This is a genomic window from Amycolatopsis sp. WAC 01416, from assembly GCF_003947485.1.
Classification (GTDB): Bacteria; Actinomycetota; Actinomycetes; order Mycobacteriales; family Pseudonocardiaceae; genus Amycolatopsis.
Genome location: NZ_QHHX01000011.1, coordinates 145,892 through 166,698 on the forward strand (window position 1 = coordinate 145,892; position 20,807 = coordinate 166,698).

Here is a 20,807-nt window from a genome sequence, read left to right on the forward strand (position 1 = left end):
CCTCTGATTATTTGGTCTCCTGGCTCGGGTGGGTTGCGCGAGCGAAGCTTGGTGCCGCAAGGACGTCGAGGAAGCCGTGGAGCACGCGCTTGGACAATCCTTCGCCCACACGTAGTCGTGCGTCCTCGTAGGCGCGGACGCTTGCGACGGTGGTGGCCTCGATCGACGCCGCTCGGTCATCGGATTCGGGAATCAGGGAAGGCAGAGAGGACAGTCTGGTCGCTAGTAAACTGTCCAGAGTGGCGTCAAGACGTGTTCGTTTCCTGTGGAGCGCCAGCAAGTCTTCGACGTGGATGAAGACGCGGCCGGACGCGTTGCCGAACTCGCGAAGCCGTGTCACGACTTCCTCCGGGCAGTCGGCGAGTTGCGCGGCAATGCGAGCCGGGAACTCGAAGAGGCATCCGAAGAAGTCGACGCTCGCGGCCGGATCAGGCGGGTCACTGATCCTTCGGGCACGGATGGCCACCAGATCCGCCATCCAGTCGGCGAAGGGCCCCGAAAGTTCCGGTTCGTGCCGTGCGACGAGCCGGGCGGCCTGGGCCAGCAGGAAGTCTCCGGCCAGGACGGCGGTCGCGGACGGCCAATCGACTCCCCTCCCGGCCAGGGTTTCCGAGGGCTCCGAAGCAGTGAGGGCGAGCATGCCGAGCATCGCCAGTTCGATTGCGGCGGCTATTCCCGCCCACTCGCTCTTCGGTGGCTTGCCACTCGCCAACGCCGCACCGGCGAAGAGCAGCGCGGGTCGGACGTCATGCTGGTCCGCGTCCGTCTCCAGCCGGATCAGCGACGCCACGAACGGCCACTCCCTGCGTACCGCGGCGACCGCGATCTCGGAGGTCGCGAGAAGGAAGGGCGCGACCGCGACCCCCGCATCGGCCCGCCTCCGTTCACCGAGTTGCCGGATGCCGTCCGGCAGCAGGATCGCCTTGCGGCCCTTGGCGAAGAATGGGTGGTCCATACCCGACGTATCTGCCAGAACCCGCCACGCGAGCCGATAGCGCCGGGCGGCCTGCGTAGGTGGCCCGGCGTGACCGAGCACGTCCCTGTTGAGCAGTTGGAGATAGGTCCGTGCCGAGAGTGCCGGATCGGTCGCCTGCTCGACGATCGCGGCGGCGGCCAATTTGCCGGTCGTGATCGCTGTGCCCGCGCCGGTACCGGTGAACGGATTCACCACCCCGAGCGCGTCACCGACAACGAGTGCGCCGTCCTGGACTCCCGTCGACGGCGTAAATCCGGTGCGCACCGTTCCCGAATGGACGGGGCCAACGGGGCGCAATCCGGCGAGTTCGGGACGGCTCTGAACGAGAAGTCCGAAGGCCGTCTCGATCGAGTCGCCGAACACGCTGATCGTGGCCTGCCCATCGATACCAGACGGCGTTAGGCGCACCGGGGTGGGTTGTCCGGTGGGCCCCGTGGACGACGGCGCAGGCAAATGCAGGAACACCTGGTCACCAGAGGACCAACCTGCGCAGCGTTGGGCGTAGGCGGGCAAGGACGCGTCATCGGAGGCCCCGGTGGCACGGATGAGATGCCGTGCACGGACCGTCCGATCCCCGACCCGGACTTGCCAGCCGTCGTCGACCCGCTCGGCGGTACCCAATTCGGTGTACCGCGCGATGCCGAAGTTCTCGGCCTTGTGCATCAGGGTGTCCACCAGGTGGTCGTGGAAGCACGATGCCAACCCGGTGTCGGTCAGCTCCGTGCGGCGACCTCGATCGAATGCCAGTTCGAGCAGGTCCAGAGGGCGATGGTCGACGCCCGCGTAAACCGCGGTCTCCTTTGACACCAAGATGTCCGTAGCGGTCGCATCCGGTGGCGGGCCGACCAAGGCGACGTCGAGACCCGCACGTGCGAGCTCCGCCGCCGCCACTGATCCCGCCGGGCCCGCGCCGAGGACGACAACGGTCACATCCACTGACGCCATAAGGCCTCCCCAGTCGCCACCAACGCCGCGCCGGCGGCAGTTCCGGTCAGGTCGCCGAGTGATGTGACGGCATCCCGATATACAGTCCGCGCGACTTCCATCGCCTGGTCCAGCCCACCCGAGGCGAGGACGATGGAGCGGATCGCCGGCAGGTCGGCCAGCCCCAGGTCGGGCTTCATCAGCAGTTCCCGCAAGTCATCGGCACCGCTACGCAGGGCACACAGTGTCGGCAAACCGAACAACCCCAGAAGATGATCGGTGCCCAAGGGCTTGTTCCCCGGCTCCGTGCGGAAATCCATGCAATCGTCGGCTATCTGGAATGCCACGCCCAGCCCCGCGCCGTACCCCGCCACCGCCAGGACGGTGTCCTCGTCGACACCTGCGGCACCGGCTCCGAGCACGCATGACAAGCGAAACAGAGCAGAAGTCTTGTGACGCGCGACGTCGATGTAGCTGTCGGATTCGAAACCGACGTCGAAGGCACGCTCGACGTCGAGGAGTTCGCCGTGGGCCAGGTCCGCCACGGTCGTGGCGAACAGGCGACTGACACCTGTCCCGAGCTCCGCGGCTTCCTGTCCGGCGGCCGCGAGGAGCGCGGCACCGGCGAGCACGGCGGATTCGTGTCCGACGACGGTGTGCGCGGAAGGTCTGCCGCGTCGAATCGCCGCTCGGTCGATGATGTCGTCATGAAGCAGGGTCGCTGCATGAAGAACCTCGACCAGTGTGCCGAGACGGACCGTTCTGCGCCAGTCTCTTTCTCCGAACCGTGAGCTCACCTCCACCAGATGCGAACGCAGACATTTACCCGGATCAGCCGCGAGAATAGAGACCGACGGCCGCAACGTCGGAGTTAATTTGTTCGGGAACTCGGCCAGGCTCGACCGAATGTCTGCGGCGAAGACTTCATCACGCGGCAGCGTGAAAGTCATCGAGTGCCGCGCCTCCGCAGATGATAGTTGCGCGTGAAATCAAGCCACAATGCCGCCGCGGCATCGTCATCGGGGGTGTAATGAGACGACACGGTCGAAATGGCCAAGGCTGTCAAAGCGCGAAGTTCCGCTCGCACCAAGCCGTCATCGCCCGCCATGACCGCACCGATGGTGTTCACCTGCGCCTCGGGCGGACCGCCGAAACCCACTTTGACCAGGCGTGCAGCCCCGTCAGTCGCGGACCGGACACGCTCACGGGAAGTGGTTGTCAACACACTGTCCAAGCGCTTGGCATCCGCCCGCCGCCAGGCGGGGCCCCGCTCTCCGAACGCGGGAAAAGCGACGGGCGTCGTAGCCACTAATCGCGCCATCGCAAGCATGACGTCACGATACAAAGATGGCCCGAATGGAGGATTTTCCGCCGCGTGCGCAGTCGACGTCAGCAGTATGGGTGAAACAGCTGTCGCTGTGCCCGCCAAAGCCGCCGAAAGTACGAAACTGCGCCGTCCCACCGGTTCTGGCTTCTCGGTCGCCGGATTGCGTATAGGCCGGCCCTGCGTCCTACTTATTTCTTGAGTGTGACCGGTGCGGTGACCGTCAGAGATGCCGGAAATCGACCAGCCTGCCCGATCGGCCGGCGAGTCGAAGGCCGGCCGCCACTCTCCACAGGCGTGTTCACGTCCATTAGGGAACTATCGTCCGATCGGCCCGCTGCTGGCTCGAGCAGGCCCTGCTCGCCATCTCGATGCCGGCCGGGTCCACCAACGCCCCCACAGCACCGCTGGGGCCTTCTTTGTCGTGCTTCCGACGTAGGTGAAGGACACCTGTGCCAAGACTCGGTTCGCGGATCCTGAGTGACAACTAGGTTCCCGGCAATCGTCGTCAGGTTCTGTCACCGCTGGTCACACTCGCCGGTTCGGCTCGGACATGGGAGTCGCCCACAGAGAGGGGCGACGCCGTCTCCGATTGGGCTCCGTTGCTGAAGCGGAGCTTGGTACGGCCCGACACAACCCGACACTCGGACGGGTCTGGAGGCGCGCGTTGACCTGCACAAATAGTCAGAATTTGGCTTCATGCGTCACTTCTTGACGCGCGGCGGAGGGGACTTTGATCCGTAGGTCGAGCATCGGGCTGACGGTTGGCGGCCTCGGGTTGCCAGACAGTGCACCGGGGTACGGCCCAGGGCGGCTCAGTGTCCCATCCCTGGGCCGTTCCCGGGCCGTCTCAGGACCAGTCGCGTCCGGTCTTAACCGGTCCTAACCAGCCCTCTGAACTGCACTTTCCGGACCAGCGAATCATGTGCGTACTTGTAGTGGTTAGCGCGGCTGGTCGCGCCACCAGCGCTGGCCGGCTTCGGGCAGGGTGGAGATCGGGTCGTAGTAGGGGTAGCGGCGCTGCAAGGCTTCGGGGTCCTCGTGCTCGATCCCGGTCCGGTAGTTCTTGGTCCAGTAGGAAATGCCCAGCTCACGGTCATATTCGGCGAGCTGGTGGACCCAACGTTTGCCCACGTACGGGACGTCGCAGACGATGCGCGGGGTGGCGTAGCCGGGCAGGTAGCCCATGATGGCGTGCTGGAGTTCCTGTGCTTCGTGCACGGAGACCCGCCAGTGCTCGGCGTTGGGGATCATGTCGCACATGTAGAAGTAGTACGGCAGGATGTTCGCCTCGCCTTGGAGCGCGAAGCACAGGTCGAGCAGTTCGGCCGGGGTCGCGTTGACGCCCTTCATCAGCACGCCCTGGTTGCGCACGTCGCGGACGCCGACGTCGAGCGCGGTCCTGGCGGCTTCGGTGACCAGCGGGGTCACCGACTGGGCGTGGTTGACGTGGGTGTGGATCGCGAGGTTGACGCCGCGGCGCTGCGCGGTGCCGGCGACGCGCTCGAGGCCTTCGACGACCTTCGGCTGGATCCAGTGCTGTGGCAGGGCGGCGAGTGCCTTGGTGGCGAGCCGGATGTCGCGGACGGTGTCGATGTCCATCAGCCGCATCAGGAACGACTCCAGCTGCGGCCACGGGACGTTGGCGACGTCACCGCCGGAGACCACGACGTCACGCACGCCGGGGGTCTTCTTCAGGTAGTCGATCATCGCGTCCTGGCGGTCGACCGGTTTGAGCGAGAGCTTGTGCTTCTCGACCTGCTCGGTGGAGTTGCCGACGAGGTCCATCCGGGTGCAGTGCCCGCAGTACTGGGGGCAGGTGGAGATCATCTCGGCGAGGACCTTGGTGGGGTAACGGTGCGTCAGCCCCTCCACGACCCACATCTCCGCCTCGTGCAGCGAGTCTCGTTCGGAGTGCGGGTGGCTCGGCCACTCGGTGTCGCGGTCGCTGCGCACCGGGAGCATGTAGCGGCGGATCGGGTCTGCGTACCAGGCCTCGGTCACCTTCGCCGGGTCGGTGCCCGCGTTGGGCGCCATGGTGTTGATCATCTGCGGCGGCAGCAGCATCGACATCGTGGCCATCTCGCGCTGGTCGGCGAGCATGTCCTCGTAGAAGCGCTCCTCGAGCAGGTCTCCCATGAGGGCGCGCAGTTGCTTGGCGTTGCGGATGCAGTGCACCCGCTGCCACTGCGCGTCACGCCACTCTGCCTCGGTCACGTCGTGCCAGCCGGGGAAGCGGCGCCAGTCGGGTTCGATCAGTTCGACTCGGGTGTAGTCGTAGGGCTGATCGTAGGCGGCCACCGGCGAGGTCGGTTGCTGGATCGCAGTCACTTGTACTCCTCGTCGTCGGAAACGCGTGAAATTATCCTGTCACATCGTTCGGAAGACGTAAATATTCCCGTCCTGCGTGGTGTGTCGAAATCATGTCGACCCGCCGGTCACGTGGTCGTCCGGACGCTGCAAACTCGGGAGGGTGACGAACGTGCGAACCACACTCCTGCTCGGCGGGCGCATCTACAGCCCTTCGGCTCCCGACGCCACGGCCATGGCGATCGCCGACGGCACCGTCGTCTGGGTGGGACAGGACGGACCGGCCAAGGCCCTGCATCCCGACGCCGAGGTGGTCGACCTCGACGGCGCCTTCGTCGCCCCGGCCTTCGTCGACGCGCACGTCCACGCCACCGCGACCGGCCTGCACCTCACCGGGCTCGACCTCGTGGGGATCCGCGGTGCCGGTGAACTGCTGGCCGCGGTCCGCGACGCCGTCCGGCCCGGTCAGGTCCTGGTCGCGCACGGGTGGGACGAATCCCGCTGGACCGACGGCAGGCTGCCCAGCCGCGCGGAGATCGACGAAGCGTCGAACGGGACTCCCGTGTACCTCAGCCGGGTCGACGTCCACTCCGCGCTCGTCTCCAGCGCCCTTGTCGCGCTCGCCTCCGGTGTGCACGAGGCGCCGGGCTGGTCGGCCGATGGACCGCTGACCCGTGAAGCCCACCATCTCGTGCGTGCCGCGATGCGCGAGGCGATCACGCCGCGGCAGCGCCGTGAGGCCCAGCGCGCATTCCTCGCCGAAGCGGCCGCACGGGGAGTCGTCAGCGTCCACGAATGCGCGGGCCCGGACATCTCCGGCGCCGAAGACCTCACCGACCTGCTCACGCTCGCCTCCGGACCGGGACTGCCGGAGGTCGTCGGCTACTGGGGTGAACGCGGCGGGGTCGACACGGCCCGCGCACTCGGTGCCAGGGGCGTCGCGGGCGACCTGTTCGTCGACGGCGCGCTCGGCTCCCGCACCGCCGCCCTGCACGAGCTGTACGCCGACGCGCCCGGCACCTCCGGGACGCTCTACCTCGACGCCCCCGCCATTGCCGAACACATAAGCGCCTGCACCGAAGCCGAACTCCAGGCCGGTTTCCACGTCATCGGCGACGCCGCCGTCGCAGAGGTCGTCGAAGGATTCCGGCTCGCGGAGAAGACCGTCGGCCGCCGAGCGCTGGCCGCCAGGCATCACCGGCTCGAACACGTCGAGATGATCGACGTCGACCAGGCGAAGGCGCTCGCTGGCTGGGGTGTGGTCGCCTCGGTCCAGCCGCAGTTCGACGCCGAATGGGGCGGCACCCACGGCATGTACACCGACCGTCTCGGCGCGGAACGGGCCGAGAAGCTCAATCCCTTCGCAGCGATGGCCGCCGAAGGGCTCCTGCTCGCGTTCGGTTCCGATGCCCCCGTCACGCCGGTCGACCCGTGGGCCACGGTCCGTGCCGGCACCTATCACGGCACACCGGGCTCGGGCTTGTCCGCTCGCGCGTCCTTCACCGCCCACACCCGTGCGGGGCACCGCGCAGCCGGGGTCAATGACGGCGTCACCGGCAGCCTGGTCCCGGGTGCTCCCGCGCACTACGCGATCTGGGACGCCGAGGACCTGGTCGTCGCGACCCCGGACTCGCGAGTGCAGCGCTGGTCGACCGATCCGCGGGCGGGTGTACCGCCGTTGCCGAACCTGGCGGAGGGCGCGAAACTGCCCCGGTGCCTGCGCACGGTCCGCGAGGGGCAGGTCATCCACGATCTGTTCACCCGGACGGCCTAGGGTTCAGGAGTGTCCACGACCGTGACCGATCCGGACCCCGAAGCGGCGCCCCGGAAGCGGTTCTCCCGCGCCTGGCTGCTGCGTTTCCTCGTCGCCGCGGCGTCGGGTTTCACCTTGTACCTGAGCTTCGCGCCGCGTCCGCTGTGGTGGCTCGCGCCGCTGGCGTTCACCGGTTTCGCCCTGGTGGTGCATGGACGTCGGTTCCGGGGCGCGTTCGGCTACGCGTTCGTGTTCGGGGTGGCGTTCTTCCTGCCGTTGCTGACGTGGCTGCTGGATTTCCTCGGTCCGGGCTTCGGGCCCTGGCCGTGGCTCGGGCTGGCGATGGCGCTTTCGGTGTATCTCGGCTTCGGCGGGGCTTTCGCCACCGTGGTGTGGCGGCTGCCGCTCGGGCCGTTGTGGGCGGCGCTGGTGATCATCGCGTTGGAGACACCGCGGGCGTGGTTCCCCTTCGGTGGGTTCCCGTGGGGCCGGGTGGCGTTCAGCCAGCCTGAGGGCGCTTTCGTCTCGCTGGCCTCGATCGGCGGCGCCCCGCTGGTCGGGCTCGCCGTCGTGCTGACCGGTTTCGGGTTCGCGGCACTGTGCCTGCGGCTGAAGGGCGCGGATCCGCGACGTTCCCTGATGGCCACGTCGGCGCTGACCTTGGTGCCGGTGGTGGCGGGTCTCGCGGTGTGGCCGACGATCGGCACCGAGGCGCAGGACGGCGAACTCACCGTCGCCACCGTGCAGGGCAATGCTCCGGACATCGGCTTGGCGCTGGAAGGCCGCCGCGACGAACTCCGTAGCAACCACCTCGCCGAGAGCGCCCGGCTGCTCGAAAAGCTCAAGGCGACCAACACCAAGGTCGATCTGCTGGTCTGGCCGGAGACCGCGATGGCCATGCGCACCGGAGACGCCGGCGTCGATCAGCTGGTCCGCGACTACGGCACGCAGGCGATCATCGGCGCGCTGGTCCGGCTGCCCGACGGGAGCGCGCAGAACTCCGCGCTCGTCTGGGATCCGGCCACCGGCCCGGGCCAGCGCTACGCCAAACAGCAACTCGTCCCGTTCGGCGAGTACGTCCCGGCCCGTGAGCTCGCGAAGCTGGTGACACCGTTCGTCGACAGCGTGGCGAACATGACACCGGGTGACGGCGCCAACGCCGCCCTGTCCGTCGCGGGCACGAAGGTCGGCGTCTTCATCTGTTACGAGACGGCGTTCGACTACCCGGCGCGGGAGTCGGTCGCCGATGGCGCGGAGCTGCTTGTCGTGCCGACCAACAACGCCTGGTACGGGCCGGGGGAGATGAGCTACCAGCAGCTGGCGATGTCGCGGCTGCGGGCGGTCGAGCATGGGCGCGCGGTGATCGTTTCCGCCACCAGCGGAGTGAGCGCGATTGTCGCTCCCGACGGTTCGATCACGGCCTCTACCAGCCTGTTCACCGCAGACTCCCTGGTGGGGCGCGTGCCGTTGAGGCAGCAGACTACGCTGTCGGATCGACTCGGTGTGACGACGGAGTACGGGCTGCTGGCTCTGGCGATCGCCGGGGTTACCGGCGGGTACGTGCTCCGTTTCCGCACCCGGCGCGCGAGCGCCGCCAAGGCAACGAGGGAAGCGGCGGGCTGACCCGCCGGAACACGGAGGAAAAGCGGATGGCGCAGGCGCCGCGGGGGGCCCAGGGAATCGACCCGGTGCTGGTGGTGATCCCGACGTACAACGAGCGGGAGAACATCGGCCCGATCGTGGAACGTCTGCTCGAAGCACTCCCGGACGTGCACGCCCTCGTCGTCGACGACGGCAGCCCGGACGGGACCGGCGACGTCGCCGACGAGCTCGCGAAGGCCGACGAGCGGATCCAGGTCATGCACCGGACCGAGAAGGCCGGCCTCGGCGCCGCGTACGTCGCCGGATTCCGCTGGGGTCTTTCCCGCGACTACGCCACCATCGTCGAGATGGACGCCGACGGCTCGCACGCGCCGGAGGACCTGCCGCGGGTGCTGGCGGCCCTCGAGGACGCCGACCTGTCCATCGGCTCCCGCTACGTTCCCGGCGGCAGCACGGTGAACTGGCCGTTCCAGCGCAAGGCGTTGTCCTGGGTGGCGAACTTCTACGCCAGGATCGCGCTCGGCACGAAGATCAACGACATCACCGCGGGCTTCCGCGCGTACCGCCGCACGGTGCTGGAGAAGCTCCCGCTCGACGAGATCGCCTCGCGCGGCTACTGCTTCCAGATCGACCTGGCGTTCCGCACGGCGCTCGCCGGGTTCGAGGTGGTCGAGGTGCCGATCACCTTCACCGAACGTGAGGTCGGTCAGTCGAAGATGAGCGGTTCGGTCGTGCGCGAGGCGATCGTCCTGGTCGGCCTGTGGGGGGTCAAGCGTCGCTGGCAGCAGCTTCGCGGGCTGGTCAAGAAGGGCTGACCCCCAGCACGCTCACCCCGAGCTTTCCCAGCTCCTTCACCGTCGGTTCGTCCGGCGCCGCGTCGGTGATCACGCCCGCGACGTCGGAAAGGGGAAGCACGGTGAACGGCGAGGCCGCGCCGATCTTCTCCGAACTGGCCAGCACATAGGTGTCGGCGGCCCGTTTGGCGAGGGTGCGTTTCATCGCGGCCTCGTCCGAGTCGCCGGTGGTGAGCCCGGTCTCCGGGTGCACGCCGGTGACGCCGAGGAAGAACAGATCGGCGTTGACGTTCATCGCCGCTTCCGCCGCGGTCGCTCCGCAGGTGACGGCCGAGTGTTTGAAGAGCCGTCCGCCGATCAGGAACACCTCGACCTTCGGATGTGTGACGAGCGCGGCCGCGACCGTGGGACTGTGCGTGACGATCGTCGCTTCGAGGTCGACGGGGAGCGCCTTCGCCAGCGCGAGCGCAGTCGTACCGCCGTCGAGGATGGCGGTCGATCCCAGTCGGATCAACGCTGCTGCACGTTTCGCGATCCGTTCCTTGCCCGCGACGCTGACCGCCATGCGGGTCGCGTAGTCCGCGGTGGCGGGGGAGACCGGCAAGGCTCCGCCGTAGACCCGCTGGCAGAGCCCGGCGTCGGCGAGTTCCCGCAGGTCACGGCGGATACTGTCCTCTGATATGCCGAGTTCTGCGGCGAGGTCCTTGGCCACGATCCGGCCTTCGGTCTTCAAGCGTTCAAGCAGCAGGTCTCGACGTTGCGCAGCCAACATGTGCACGTTCCTCCTTGTTCTTGCCGATTGTTGCACATTAGGCTCCGGTTCATGAGCAAACCTCTGATGATCCTCATCGCCGGTCCGTTCCGCTCCGGAACCGGCGACGACCCCGAACTCCTCGCCCGCAACCTCGCTCGGCTCGAAGAGGCCGCGTGGCCGATCTTCCGCAGCGGGCACGTGCCGATGATCGGCGAGTGGGTCGCGCTCCCGGTGCTGCGCGGCGCGGGCGGGAGGACCGTCGCGGACCCCATCGCCAAGGAGGTCATGTATCCGACGGCCGACAGGCTGTTGCACCACTGCGACGCCGTCCTGCGCCTGCCGGGGGAATCCACCGGCGCCGATCAGGACGTCGCCATCGCCCTCTCCCGCGGTCTGGCGGTGTATCACCGTGTCGAGGACATCCCGGGCTACCAAGCCGCATAATGCGTAACTCGACCGCGTGTGACGTTTCTGGGGGAAGGTGAGCCGTGACCGGGAAGGTCTGCGGGATGTGCGGAGGCCCGCTGCCATCGAAAGCGGGTTCGCGCGGGCGCGCGGCCGTCTACTGTTCGGCCGCGTGCCGCCAGCGGGCCTACCGGTCACGGCACGACCCCGCCCCCGACGTGGAAGCCCTCATCGCCGAGGTCGGCCGCGTCGCGAACCGGCTGGCACCCCGGCCGGCGGAAGTCCTCCTCACCGATCTCACCTCGCTCACCGCCGACGTGGGCAGGCTGCGGCGCATCGCGCAACTGGCGCTCCGGACCGAAGAAGAAAACGTCACACCGGCGCCGGTGACGGAAACCGTGGACGAGGTCGACTTCGCCGGGAGAATCGAGCAGCACCAACGAGAACTGCGCGTGCACTGCTACCGCATGGTCGGGTCCTACGACGACGCGGAAGACCTGGTCCAGGAAACCTTCCTCCGTGCCTGGCGCGGCCGCGAAGGCTTCGAAGGCCGGTCGAGTTTCCGTGCCTGGCTCTACCGCATCGCCACCAACACCTGCCTGGATTTCCTGCGGCGCAACAAAAGGGCCCCACGTCCGTACGATCCGCTGCCCGACGTCGAGCAGCAGGGCGAACCGCCCCAGTTCATACCCTGGTTGCAACCGTTCCCGGACGACTCGGCCGAGATCGCCGAGACCAGGGAAACGATGGAACTGGTCTTCCTCGCCGCCATCCAGCATCTCCCGCCGAAGCAGCGGGCCGTGGTGATCCTCAACGACGTCCTCGGCTGGAAGGCCGCGGAGACCGCCGAACTGCTGGAAACCACGGTCGCGTCGGTCACCAGCGCACTCCAGCGCGCCCGTCCCACCCTGCGCGAACGCCTGCCGGAACGCCGCACCGACTGGGCGCGAACGGTCCAGCCGACCGAGGAGGAGCAAACGATCCTGCGGCGCTACATGGCCGCAGCCACGGGCAGCGGCGACAGCCGGGTCATGGCCGAACTGCTGAGGGAGGACGTGCTGGTCACGATGCCGCCGAACCCGCTGTGGTTCTCCGGCCGCGACGTCTTTCTCGACTTCGTCGCCGAGTCCCTCGACCCCGCGTCGCCGACGTACTTCGGCGAATGGAAACACCTCCCGGCCGTCGCCAACAGCCTGCCCGCCGCGGCCGGCTACGTCCGGCGGCCGGGGACCCGGATCTACCGCGCACAGGTGCTCGACGTGCTGCGGATCGAAGACGGGAAGGTCGCGGAGATCACCGCTTTCGAACCGCATTTGTTCCCCGCGTTCGGGTTGCCGCTGACGATCACCTGAGGACCGATGAGATCCACGCCCCTTCCGCGTCTCAACGGTCGAACCCGATCAAGCGGAAGGAACACCCTCATGAGCCTCCAGGACAAGAACGCGGTCATCTACGGTGCCGGCGGATCGATCGGCGGCGGTGTCGCCAAGGAGTTCGCCGCGCGCGGCGCCCGCGTCTTCCTCACCGGCCGCCACGAACCGGCGCTGACGAAGGTCGCCGACGAGATCAAGGAGACCGGGGGACTGGCCGAAGTCGCCGTCGTCGACGCCATGGACGAGACCGCGGTCGACGCGCACGCCGCGTCCGTCGTGGCGGAGGCCGGCAGTCTCGACATCTCCCTCAACCTCGTCCCACGCGGTGACGTCCAGGGCATCCCGCTCGTGGAGATGTCGGTCGAGGACTTCGTCCGCCCGATCACCACGGGCGTCACGACCAACTTCATCACCGCCCGAGCGGCCGCCCGGCACATGATCACGCAGGGCTCCGGCGTGATCCTCGCCCTCGACAGCGGCTCCGCCCAAGGCAGCCCGATGATGGGAGCGACCGGATCGATCGACGCCGCGCTCGACACTTACATCCGCAATCTCGCCGTCGAGATCGGGCCGCACGGCGTCCGCGCGCTCGGCATCTGGGTCGCGGGTATCCCGGAGACCTTCACCCCCGAGAAGCTCTCCGCCGTGAACAACCAGCTGCCGGCGAGCCCGGAGATGATGGGAACGTCCTCGACGGCCTCACCGAAGCCCGGATGACCAAGCGATCACCGCGTCTCGCCGAGGTCGCCGCCACCCTGGCATTCCTCGCCTCCGACGGCGCGATGGGGATCACCGGCACCTTCGTCAACGTGACCAGCATGTTCCCCAGCTGACCGGAGTTCCGCGAGTACAGCTCGGATCGCCGGGCTGGCCTCGGCGCTGCGGCGCCACGCCGCGTGCACCTCGCGCGTCGGCGGGCGCCGCAACGGCCGGGCCACGAGCCCTTCGCTCAAGGGCGGACGCGCCAGACGCGGGATCAGCGCGACGACCTCACCCGAGGCCACCAGCGACAGCTGCGTGGAGAAGTCGTCGACCAGATGCCGCACGTCGGGCTCCTCGGCCAGGCCGGCGAACAGGCGCCGGAACCACTGGTGGCAGACCGTGCCGGGCGGGCTGGTCACCCACGCGTGCCCCGCCAGGTCTGCGCTGTCCAGTGGCGGCTCGGCACGCGCGAGCGGATGCGTCTCGGCCATGACGACGTCGCCGATGTCGGTGTGCACCAGCAGCCGGGACAGGGCAGGGGACAGGGGGACGGGCAGGCCGTCGGCGTCGTGGAGGAGCGCGAGATCAGCCGTCCCGGCCTCGACCGAGTGCAGGGCCTGGTCGGGATCCTGCTCGGTGATGTGCAGCCGGAGATCGGGATGCCGCGACAAGAGCCGCGGATGGATGGGGGCGAGCAGGCCGCGGATACCCGTCGAGAACGCGGCCACCCGCAAGACGCCGCGAGGCGCGCCCTCCGCCACCGACTGGGCGGCCTCGGCACAGCGTTCGAGCGCCTGGAACACCTCCAGGGAGGAGTCGACGACAGCCTGCCCTGCCGGTGTGAGCACGACTCCGCGTCCGGCCGGAGCGAGAACGGGCATCCCGATCTGGCGTTCCAGCCGCTTGATCTGCTGCGACACCGCCGACGCGGTGAAGCCCAGTTCGTCCGCCGCTCGCGCCAACGTCCCCAGAGCGGCCACCGACCGCAGCGCCCGCAGGGCCCCGACCTCGATCATGAAGCCAGACTACGCAATACCGGCCAAAAAGCATCGCTGGACCGCAGATATCGGCCTCGACAGGATCGGCTCCATGACCGAATCGCTCTTCGGCTCCAACCTCGTCGCCATGGTCACCCCGATGGAACCCGGCGGCGCGCTCAGCGAACCCGGCCTCACCGGCCTGGTCGACCACTTGCTCGCCACCGGCTGCGACGGCATCGTCGTCGGCGGGACCACCGGCGAAGCACCCACCCTCACCGACACCGAAGCGACCCGGCTCGTCCACACCGTGGCGGCCCTCGCCGGGAACCGGGCACGCGTGATCGCCGGCGTCGGCACCTACGACACCACCGCCTGCATCCGCCGCGCGAAGGAAGCCGAGGCGGCCGGAGCCGACGCGCTCCTGCTCGTCTGCCCCTACTACTCCAAACCGACGCAGGCCGGAATCGTGGCGCACTGCCGGGCGGTGGCCGACGCCACCGACCTGCCCGTGATGCTCTACGACGTCCCGGCCCGCACCGGAACCGCCCTGGAGGCGGCCACCCTGATCGAACTCGCCCGCCATCCCCGGATCCGGGCAGTGAAGGACGCCAAGGGCGACCTGTTCGAAGCGATGTCGGTCATGGCGCGCAGCCCGCTGGCCTACTACTGCGGCATCGACGAACTCAACCTGCCCTACCTCGCCGCCGGCGCCACCGGGCTGGTCAGCGTCGTGGGCAACGTAGTCGCCGACCGCAACGCCGAACTCATCGGCGCCGTACGCGGGGGAGACCTAGACACCGCGCGTGCGCTCAACGACGCGCTGCTTCCCCTGGCGGACGCGATCATGCGTACCTCGCAGGGAGCGATCATGGCCAAGGCGGCGCTGGCCGACCTCGGTGTCATCCCGCACGCGACGGTCCGGCTCCCGCTGCTCGAATCGCCGCCCGAGCACCTGCGGCGGCTTCGCGGCGCCTTGCCGCCCCTCGACACCAGGGTTCTCGTGGGCCCGCTCTGAGCTGAAGTACATGAAGGCCCCCTTCCTGTACCTAGGTGTAGTGACCTGGGAGGTTGGGAACGCGGCTGGCGGGTGGTTTGCCGGCGAGTGCGGTGTGGCCGCGGTGGTGATTGTAGGTGTGCAGCCAGCCGGGATAGGCGTCTCGTCGTTCGCGTTCTGAGTGGTAGGGGCGGGCGTAGGCCCATTCCTCGAGGAGGGTGCGGTTGAACCGTTCGACTTTGCCGTTGGTTTGTGGCCGGTAGGGGCGGGTGCGTTTGTGGACGATCCCGGCGTTGGCGAGTATGTCGCGCCAGAGGCGGGATTTGTAGCAGGCCCCGTTGTCGGTCAGGACCTTCTTGATGGTGATGCCGTTGCTGGTGAAGAAGTTCTGGGCTCGTTGCCAGAACGCGGCCGCGGTCTCTTTCTTCTGGTCGGTCAGGATTTCGCTGTAGGCCAGGCGGGAGTGGTCGTCGAGGGCGTTGTGCAGGTAGCTGGACCCGATCCTGGGTTTGCCATCCCGGTAGCGGGCGGTGGTGGTGGCCTTTTTGTGCCGCAGGCCGGTGGCGCGGTCCAGGACACGGTGCCCGCCGCCGTCGGGGATGTTGCCCAGCTTCTTGATGTCGACATGGATCAGGTCACCGGGCGCGGCGTGTTCGTAGCGGCGGACCGGCCGGGCGGTGGCCCGGTCCAGGTGAGAGAGCCGGGCCAGGCCGTAACGGCGCAGGACCCGGTGCACCGTGGACGGGTTCAGCCCGAGCAGAAAAGCGATCCGGGCCGGTCCCCACCGGCGCAGGACCCGGACCTTGATGATCCGCCGCTCGGTCCGGGCCGGAAGCCGCGACGGGCAGCGATGCGGGCGGGACGGGCGATCGACCATCGCGGCTTCGCCACCCTCGCGGTAGCGGCCGGCCCACCGTTTCGCCGTGGACACCGCGACCTGGAACCGTTCCGCGGCACGCCGCAACGGCCAGCCCTCGTCCACGACACACCGGGCCAGGCGCAACCGTCCGGCAGGGGTCAACGGTGCGTTAGCGTGAGTCACGAGGGCCTCCAGGTAGCCGGTGCAGATGTCGCAATCCACACCGAACCCGGAGGCCCTCCCCTATTCCAAGATCATCGACCCACGTGTCGCCCCCGTTCACAACCTCCCGGGTCACTACACCTAGGCGCGAGGAAGGGGGCCTTCATGTACTTGGGAGGGCGTGGTGCTGACATCCCTCAGACGCGGCGAAGCCCCCGCGGAGGGAGGTCGCGGGGGCTTCGCCGATTCGTGGTGGGGCTAGCTACTTGTGCCGTGCGTCAGGCGGACCGGGTGGTCCTGCGTCCCTTCAGCTCGGCGAGACGTTCGTTGAGCAGATCTTCGAGCTCCGGGATCGAGCGCCGCTCCAGGAGCATGTCCCAGTGCGTCCTCGGGGGCTTGACCTTCTTCTGCTCCGGCTGCCCGCCGTCCACGATCTCGGACTCGCTGCCGTGCAGCCTGCACTCCCACACCGAAGGGATCTCGGCGTCGTCGGAGAAGGGCACCTCGAACTCGTGGTTCTTGGGGCAGGCGTAGCGCACGGTGCGGCGGGGCGCGAGATCGTGGTTGCGGTCGGTCTCGTAGCTGACCGCTCCCAGCCGGCTTCCACGGAGAACACGGTCGGCCATGATGGGGGTCCTTTCAGTCAGCTCCGGGTGGAGCCAGGGTGATGCTCACCCTATGCAACGACAATGAGGGCCAGAGGATTCCCTGAACAGCATGTCCTTGCTCACGATGAGCTGTGTCACCCGGTGGCAACAGCTTCTCCTAGTAGGAGTGGTTTCGCGCTCTGGCGTGACGTCAATACGGCCATCTTGGTGCGGATATCCCCCAGATGGGCTAGTAGTACGCCTGTCACGTCAACCGTAACTGACCGTGTTGGGCCGAGGTCGGCCCCAGGTCGCCCAGTCGAAAGTGTCGACGGCACAATACCTGATAACGGACCGTGTTCGGTTCGCCCTCAGACGGTGATGTCGATGAAGATTCAACGACCAACTGCTCGGTATCCGCCACCACGACGGTGTCCCCGGCCCGCAACACCTCGCCGTCGGACACCCTCGCGTTGAACCGCCCCGTCTGCCCGCACCAGCACAGCACCTCGACCTGAACGGGCTGCAACTCGTCCGCCAGCTCGAACAACCGCGCGGCCCCCGGGAACAACATGCTCCGGAAATCGGTCGCGATCCCGAAGCAGTACACGTCTATCTGGACGTCATCGGCCAGTTCAGCCAGCTGATCCACCTGATCGGGCGACAAGAACTGCGCCTCGTCGACGATCAAGTAGTCCACATGCCGCCCGGCCGCCCACTGCTCACGCACCAGCAACCGCAGATCGGTCTCGTTCCCGACCTCGATCGCCTTGCGCGTCAACCCGATCCGGCTGGTGATCTGCGGTTCACCGGACCGGTCATGGCGCACCAGCACCATCCCGCGACGACCCTGCCGCGCGTGGTTGTGGTCGATCTGCAACGCCAGCGTCGACTTCCCGCAGTCCATCGGCCCGTAACAGAACTTCAACTTCCCGACGACCGGCACACCCCGCCGTGAACCCGCCACCGGCACCGACGACAACGCGTCCGTGGGATCGGGGCCACTCTCCTTCAGTACGGTCACGACGCTCGACCCTATCGGCACGCTCCGCCGTCACAGCACCGCCGGTGGCCGGTTGCCCGCCGCCTCGATCGCGCGGCGCACCGGCACCAGCCACACGAACACGAAACCGAGCACGAAGAAGATCACCAAAGCGATGATCGCCCACCGGAACGAACCGGTGATCTGCCCGACCGCGGCGAACAACAGGGGACCGAGCCACGACGTCCCGCGCTCACCCACCACGTACAGCGAAAAGTACTGCGCGTCCTTCCCCTCCGGGATCATCTGCCCGAACAACGACCGCGACAACGCGTTCGTTCCACCGAGCACCAGTCCGATCCCGACCGCCACCGCGTAGAACTGCAACGGCTGACCGGCCTCGATGAAGAACGCGAAGCACAACACGACCACCCAGGCCACCAGACTGCCCAGAATCGTCTTCTTCGCCCCGATCCGCGCCGCGATCGCACCGTGGATCATCGCCCCGGCGTAGGCGAGGAACTGGATCACCAGGATCGTGACGATCAGCACCTGCGTGCTGTACTTCAGCTCGTCCTTGCCGTACTGCGCCGACACCGCAACCACCGTCGTGATCCCGTCGGTGAAGACCAGGTAACTGCCGAGGAACGCCAGCGTCAGGGGATAGGCCCGCGCCTCCTTGATCGTCTGCTTCAGCTCCTTGAACCCGGCCGTCACCACCGACAGCCCCCGCTCCGCGGACTTCGGCACATGAGTCCGGGGGAGTGCGCGCACCGCGGGGACCGTGAACACCGCCCACCAGATCCCCGACGTCAGGAAACAGATCTGGATCGCCAGATGTTCGCTCACCCCGAAGAAGCCGTGCCCCATGAAGAACCCCAGTTGCAGCGCGAGCGCCAGGCCGCCGCCGAGATACCCGAACGCCCACCCCTTCGACGACACCGCGTCCCGCTCATCAGGCTCCGCGATGTCCACCAGGAACGAGTAGTAGACGACCAGCGCACCGCCGTAACCGATGTTGGCCAGGATGAACGTCCAGACCCCGACCTCCCAGTTCGTCCCCGAGATGAAGAACATCAGCGCCGACGCCACCGCGCCCAGGAACGCGAACCCGCCGAGGATCCGCCGCTTGTGCCTGCTCCGGTCCGCGATCGCGCCGGCGATCGGCAGCACCAGCACCTGCGTCACCGTCGCGATCGACAGCAGATAGCCCCACAGCGAGCCCGCTGGGAAATGCAGCCCGAACAACGAGACGTCGCAGTTCTGCAGCGTGCTCGAAGCACCACTCGAATCGGTGCACGCCCTGTCCCCGTTAAGGGTGAAATTCGCCTTGGCATCCGCGGACGCGATATCGCTCAAATAGAGCGCTCCGAAGACGGTGATGACCGACGAATAGAACGGCGAATTGGCCCAGTCGTAGAGGTACCAAGCCCGCCACACCCGCTTGCGTTCACGGGTCACGGCCACCGTCATGCACTGCTCCTGAAGTCGAGAACGTCGAGGTCAGCGGGAGACTACTGGTCATCGAGCCCACTTGTCCGGCACAAGGCGGGACCGTGTTCGTTTCGACGCGAGACGAACCCTTCCCGGCAACCTCCGCGACCATCGTCGGCGTGTCGCTGCCACGATCCCTGTGTGTTTCATGTGAGGCTGGAGTGCGAGCTGTGACTCTTGTGAAGCATGTGTCCTGTACTTACTGTTCCGCTCATGAGGACCAATCGCCTTCGCACAGCACACCGCGTAGTGGCGAGAACGCTCCTGCTCGCCCTCGCCGTCACGGGTCTGCAGATCGCCACCACCGGATCCGCCGCAGCGGACCCCCACGGCTCCCACTGGGCCAAGCTCCGTATGTGTGAGTCGAGCGGCCGCTACAACATCAACACCGGCAACGGCTACTACGGCGCCTACCAGTTCGACCTGCCCACCTGGCGCAGCGTCGGCGGCCAAGGACGCCCCGACCAGGCCAGCCCCCGCGAACAGGACTACCGGGCCCTCTACCTGTACCGCATGCGCGGCTGGCAACCCTGGGAATGCGCCGGCAAACTCGGCTTCCGCAACGACGGCGACGGCCGCAGCAAACGCGTCCCGTCCTACGACGACTCCGCCTACATCGGCGGGGGAGGACAGCCCGCCCCGCCGCCTCCGCCCAAACCGAAGCCGACCCCGCCCGCCCCGCCCGGCGGCCCCCAACCCGCCTGGCCCGGCGTCGTCTACGCCTACGGAGACTGCGCCGCCCCGCTCAAGCAGTTCCAGCTCCGCATGAACGCCTTCGGCTACGGCTTCACCGGCACAGGCTGCTACTACGACAAAACCCGCGAAGCCGTCCTCGCCCTCCAACGAGCCAACGGCATCAACGACTCAGGCCGCCTCGGACCCAAGACCTGGGACGCCGCCTGGAACGGCAAACCACCCCGGTAGCGCCACACCATCCGCAATTCGTCATCTACTTGCGCCGGTGAACGCAAGTAGATGACGAATTGCGGGTCGTCAGGAGGGCCAAGCGCCGCGTTCCCGAAGCACCTCACGCAGCAGATCCGGCCGGTCCGTCACGATCCCGTGCACCCCCAGATCCAGCAGCAGCCGCATCTCCGCCGGATCGTCCACCGTCCACGTGTGCACCTCGAAACCCCCACGCGTCGCCTGCCGCAGGAACGCCCGGTCCACCACCTTCAACCGCCCCTGCCGCACCGGCACCTGCGCCATCGCACCCCGCGACAACGCCCGAAGCGAGACCAGCGGCAAAAACCCGTTCGCCCACATCACCGCCACCGAACGCGGCCCCATCGCCGTCACCAGCTTCGGCCCAGCCAGCTTCCGGATCCGCGCGAGCCGCGCGTCGGAGAACGACGCGGCCGCGACCCGGTCGTGCGTACCGGTCCGCTCGATCGCCCGCACGAAGGGCGCCACCGCCTCGTTCGACTTCACGTCGATGTTGAACCGCGCCTCCGGCAACTCCTCGAGGACGTCCTCCAGCCGCGACAACGGCGCGCGACCGCCGACCTTGACGTTCCGCAACTGCGCCCACGTCTGCCGGAAGATCAACCCCGCGCCATCGGTCGTCCGGTCCAGCGCGGCATCGTGATGCACGACCACCACACCGTCCGACGTCGCGTGCACATCCGTCTCGAGATAGCGATACCCCTCGGCCACCGCATGCTGGAACGCCGGCAGCGAGTTCTCCAATCCGTCCAGGTCACCGAGATGCCAGCCCCGATGGGCGAAGGCACGCGGGAGCGGGTCGGCGAGGTACGGAAACAAGGTCGGCACCCCACTAGTGTGCACTTCGGCCGTGGCCTCGGCATGATCGTCGGATGGCCAGCTAGGGT

At 67.8% G+C, this 20,807-nt stretch carries 19 protein-coding genes; 8 read left to right on the plus strand and 11 right to left on the minus strand.

Annotation, left to right across the window (positions count from 1 at the left end):
- Positions 1-7: 7 nt before the first annotated feature.
- From DL990_RS33470 to DL990_RS33485, 4 genes are all read right to left on the minus strand, one after another.
- Complete coding sequence (locus DL990_RS33470) at positions 8-1,921, minus strand: FAD-dependent oxidoreductase (protein ID WP_125801104.1); 1,914 nt, start codon at positions 1,919-1,921, stop codon at positions 8-10.
- A complete protein-coding gene (locus DL990_RS33475; RefSeq protein ID WP_125801105.1) occupies positions 1,903-2,850 on the minus strand; it encodes a polyprenyl synthetase family protein in 948 nt (315 codons plus the stop codon). The genes DL990_RS33470 and DL990_RS33475 overlap by 19 nt, the downstream gene beginning before the upstream one ends.
- Positions 2,847-3,230 carry a hypothetical protein gene (locus DL990_RS33480; protein WP_125801106.1) on the minus strand — a complete coding sequence of 128 codons (384 nt, stop codon included), beginning with the start codon at positions 3,228-3,230 and terminating at the stop codon, positions 2,847-2,849. The genes DL990_RS33475 and DL990_RS33480 overlap by 4 nt, the downstream gene beginning before the upstream one ends.
- A gap of 936 nt (positions 3,231-4,166) precedes the next feature.
- Positions 4,167-5,555: a KamA family radical SAM protein gene (locus DL990_RS33485; RefSeq protein WP_125801107.1), complete on the minus strand. Its 1,389-nt coding sequence runs from the start codon at positions 5,553-5,555 to the stop codon at positions 4,167-4,169.
- 142 nt (positions 5,556-5,697) lie between these two features.
- On the opposite strand from DL990_RS33485, the gene DL990_RS33490 reads away from it, so the two are divergent.
- The 3 genes from DL990_RS33490 to DL990_RS33500 are packed head-to-tail and all read left to right on the plus strand — an operon-like array spanning position 5,698 to position 9,704.
- On the plus strand, positions 5,698-7,308 hold the full coding sequence (locus tag DL990_RS33490) for an amidohydrolase (RefSeq protein WP_125801108.1): 1,611 nt from the start codon (positions 5,698-5,700) through the stop codon (positions 7,306-7,308).
- 9 nt (positions 7,309-7,317) lie between these two features.
- Positions 7,318-8,910 (plus strand): apolipoprotein N-acyltransferase, encoded by a 1,593-nt coding sequence (gene lnt, locus DL990_RS33495; RefSeq protein ID WP_125801109.1) that lies wholly within the window; start codon positions 7,318-7,320, stop codon positions 8,908-8,910.
- A gap of 26 nt (positions 8,911-8,936) precedes the next feature.
- The gene (locus DL990_RS33500; RefSeq protein WP_125801110.1) at positions 8,937-9,704 is read left to right on the plus strand and encodes a polyprenol monophosphomannose synthase; all 768 of its coding nucleotides are present in this window, start codon (positions 8,937-8,939) and stop codon (positions 9,702-9,704) included.
- Here DL990_RS33500 and DL990_RS33505 read toward each other — a convergent pair.
- Positions 9,691-10,455, minus strand: a complete 765-nt coding sequence (locus DL990_RS33505; protein WP_125787278.1) for a DeoR/GlpR family DNA-binding transcription regulator — start codon at positions 10,453-10,455, stop codon at positions 9,691-9,693. The two genes, DL990_RS33500 and DL990_RS33505, sit on opposite strands and share 14 nt — an antisense overlap.
- A 51-nt stretch (positions 10,456-10,506) precedes the next feature.
- Here DL990_RS33505 and DL990_RS33510 point away from each other — a divergent pair, with 51 nt between their 5' ends.
- From DL990_RS33510 to DL990_RS33520, 3 genes are all read left to right on the plus strand, one after another.
- Positions 10,507-10,881, plus strand: coding sequence for a DUF4406 domain-containing protein (locus tag DL990_RS33510; protein WP_233599020.1), 375 nt, complete (start codon positions 10,507-10,509; stop codon positions 10,879-10,881).
- A 44-nt stretch (positions 10,882-10,925) separates the two neighbouring features.
- A complete protein-coding gene (locus DL990_RS33515) occupies positions 10,926-12,194 on the plus strand; it encodes an RNA polymerase subunit sigma-70 (protein ID WP_199746716.1) in 1,269 nt (422 codons plus the stop codon).
- 69 nt (positions 12,195-12,263) lie between these two features.
- Positions 12,264-12,932 (plus strand): SDR family NAD(P)-dependent oxidoreductase, encoded by a 669-nt coding sequence (locus tag DL990_RS33520; RefSeq protein WP_233620656.1) that lies wholly within the window; start codon positions 12,264-12,266, stop codon positions 12,930-12,932.
- Positions 12,933-12,940: 8 nt separating this feature from the next.
- Here DL990_RS33520 and DL990_RS33525 read toward each other — a convergent pair whose 3' ends face one another.
- Positions 12,941-13,933 carry a LysR family transcriptional regulator gene (locus DL990_RS33525; RefSeq protein WP_125801111.1) on the minus strand — a complete coding sequence of 331 codons (993 nt, stop codon included), beginning with the start codon at positions 13,931-13,933 and terminating at the stop codon, positions 12,941-12,943.
- A 73-nt stretch (positions 13,934-14,006) separates the two neighbouring features.
- Here DL990_RS33525 and dapA point away from each other — a divergent pair, with 73 nt between their 5' ends.
- Positions 14,007-14,912 (plus strand): 4-hydroxy-tetrahydrodipicolinate synthase, encoded by a 906-nt coding sequence (gene dapA / locus DL990_RS33530; RefSeq protein ID WP_125801112.1) that lies wholly within the window; start codon positions 14,007-14,009, stop codon positions 14,910-14,912.
- A 31-nt stretch (positions 14,913-14,943) separates the two neighbouring features.
- On the opposite strand, the gene DL990_RS33535 is transcribed toward dapA, so the two are convergent.
- The 4 genes from DL990_RS33535 to DL990_RS33550 all read right to left on the minus strand — a co-directional run bounded on the left by DL990_RS33535 (position 14,944) and on the right by DL990_RS33550 (position 18,954).
- The gene (locus DL990_RS33535; RefSeq protein ID WP_125801113.1) at positions 14,944-15,933 is read right to left on the minus strand and encodes an IS481 family transposase; all 990 of its coding nucleotides are present in this window, start codon (positions 15,931-15,933) and stop codon (positions 14,944-14,946) included.
- A gap of 257 nt (positions 15,934-16,190) precedes the next feature.
- Positions 16,191-16,538 carry an RNA polymerase-binding protein RbpA gene (locus DL990_RS33540; protein ID WP_005151365.1) on the minus strand — a complete coding sequence of 116 codons (348 nt, stop codon included), beginning with the start codon at positions 16,536-16,538 and terminating at the stop codon, positions 16,191-16,193.
- Positions 16,539-16,764: 226 nt separating this feature from the next.
- Complete coding sequence (locus DL990_RS33545; protein ID WP_125787213.1) at positions 16,765-17,523, minus strand: thymidine kinase; 759 nt, start codon at positions 17,521-17,523, stop codon at positions 16,765-16,767.
- 30 nt (positions 17,524-17,553) lie between these two features.
- Positions 17,554-18,954, minus strand: coding sequence for an MFS transporter (locus DL990_RS33550; RefSeq protein WP_125787212.1), 1,401 nt, complete (start codon positions 18,952-18,954; stop codon positions 17,554-17,556).
- Between the two features lie 270 nt (positions 18,955-19,224).
- On the opposite strand from DL990_RS33550, the gene DL990_RS33555 reads away from it, so the two are divergent.
- Positions 19,225-19,899 (plus strand): transglycosylase family protein, encoded by a 675-nt coding sequence (locus DL990_RS33555; protein ID WP_199746717.1) that lies wholly within the window; start codon positions 19,225-19,227, stop codon positions 19,897-19,899.
- 69 nt (positions 19,900-19,968) lie between these two features.
- Here the strand turns inward: DL990_RS33555 and DL990_RS33560 are convergent, their stop codons facing one another.
- Positions 19,969-20,748 carry a glycerophosphodiester phosphodiesterase gene (locus tag DL990_RS33560; RefSeq protein ID WP_125801115.1) on the minus strand — a complete coding sequence of 260 codons (780 nt, stop codon included), beginning with the start codon at positions 20,746-20,748 and terminating at the stop codon, positions 19,969-19,971.
- Between the last annotated feature and the right edge of the window lie 59 nt (positions 20,749-20,807).

Excerpts from the sequence above, each read along its gene's own strand:
- DL990_RS33470 (WP_125801104.1), bottom strand. The coding sequence starts at position 1,921 with ATGGCGTCAGTGGATGTGACCGTTGTCGTCCTCGGCGCGGGCCCGGCG.
- DL990_RS33475 (WP_125801105.1), bottom strand. The coding sequence starts at position 2,850 with ATGACTTTCACGCTGCCGCGTGATGAAGTCTTCGCCGCAGACATTCGG.
- DL990_RS33480 (WP_125801106.1), bottom strand. The coding sequence starts at position 3,230 with ATGCTTGCGATGGCGCGATTAGTGGCTACGACGCCCGTCGCTTTTCCC.
- DL990_RS33500 (WP_125801110.1), top strand. The coding sequence starts at position 8,937 with ATGGCGCAGGCGCCGCGGGGGGCCCAGGGAATCGACCCGGTGCTGGTG.
- DL990_RS33505 (WP_125787278.1), bottom strand. The coding sequence starts at position 10,455 with ATGTTGGCTGCGCAACGTCGAGACCTGCTGCTTGAACGCTTGAAGACC.
- DL990_RS33510 (WP_233599020.1), top strand. The coding sequence starts at position 10,507 with ATGAGCAAACCTCTGATGATCCTCATCGCCGGTCCGTTCCGCTCCGGA.
- DL990_RS33520 (WP_233620656.1), top strand. The coding sequence starts at position 12,264 with ATGAGCCTCCAGGACAAGAACGCGGTCATCTACGGTGCCGGCGGATCG.
- DL990_RS33525 (WP_125801111.1), bottom strand. The coding sequence starts at position 13,933 with ATGATCGAGGTCGGGGCCCTGCGGGCGCTGCGGTCGGTGGCCGCTCTG.
- dapA (WP_125801112.1), top strand. The coding sequence starts at position 14,007 with ATGACCGAATCGCTCTTCGGCTCCAACCTCGTCGCCATGGTCACCCCG.
- DL990_RS33540 (WP_005151365.1), bottom strand. The coding sequence starts at position 16,538 with ATGGCCGACCGTGTTCTCCGTGGAAGCCGGCTGGGAGCGGTCAGCTAC.
- DL990_RS33550 (WP_125787212.1), bottom strand. The coding sequence starts at position 18,954 with ATGACGGTGGCCGTGACCCGTGAACGCAAGCGGGTGTGGCGGGCTTGG.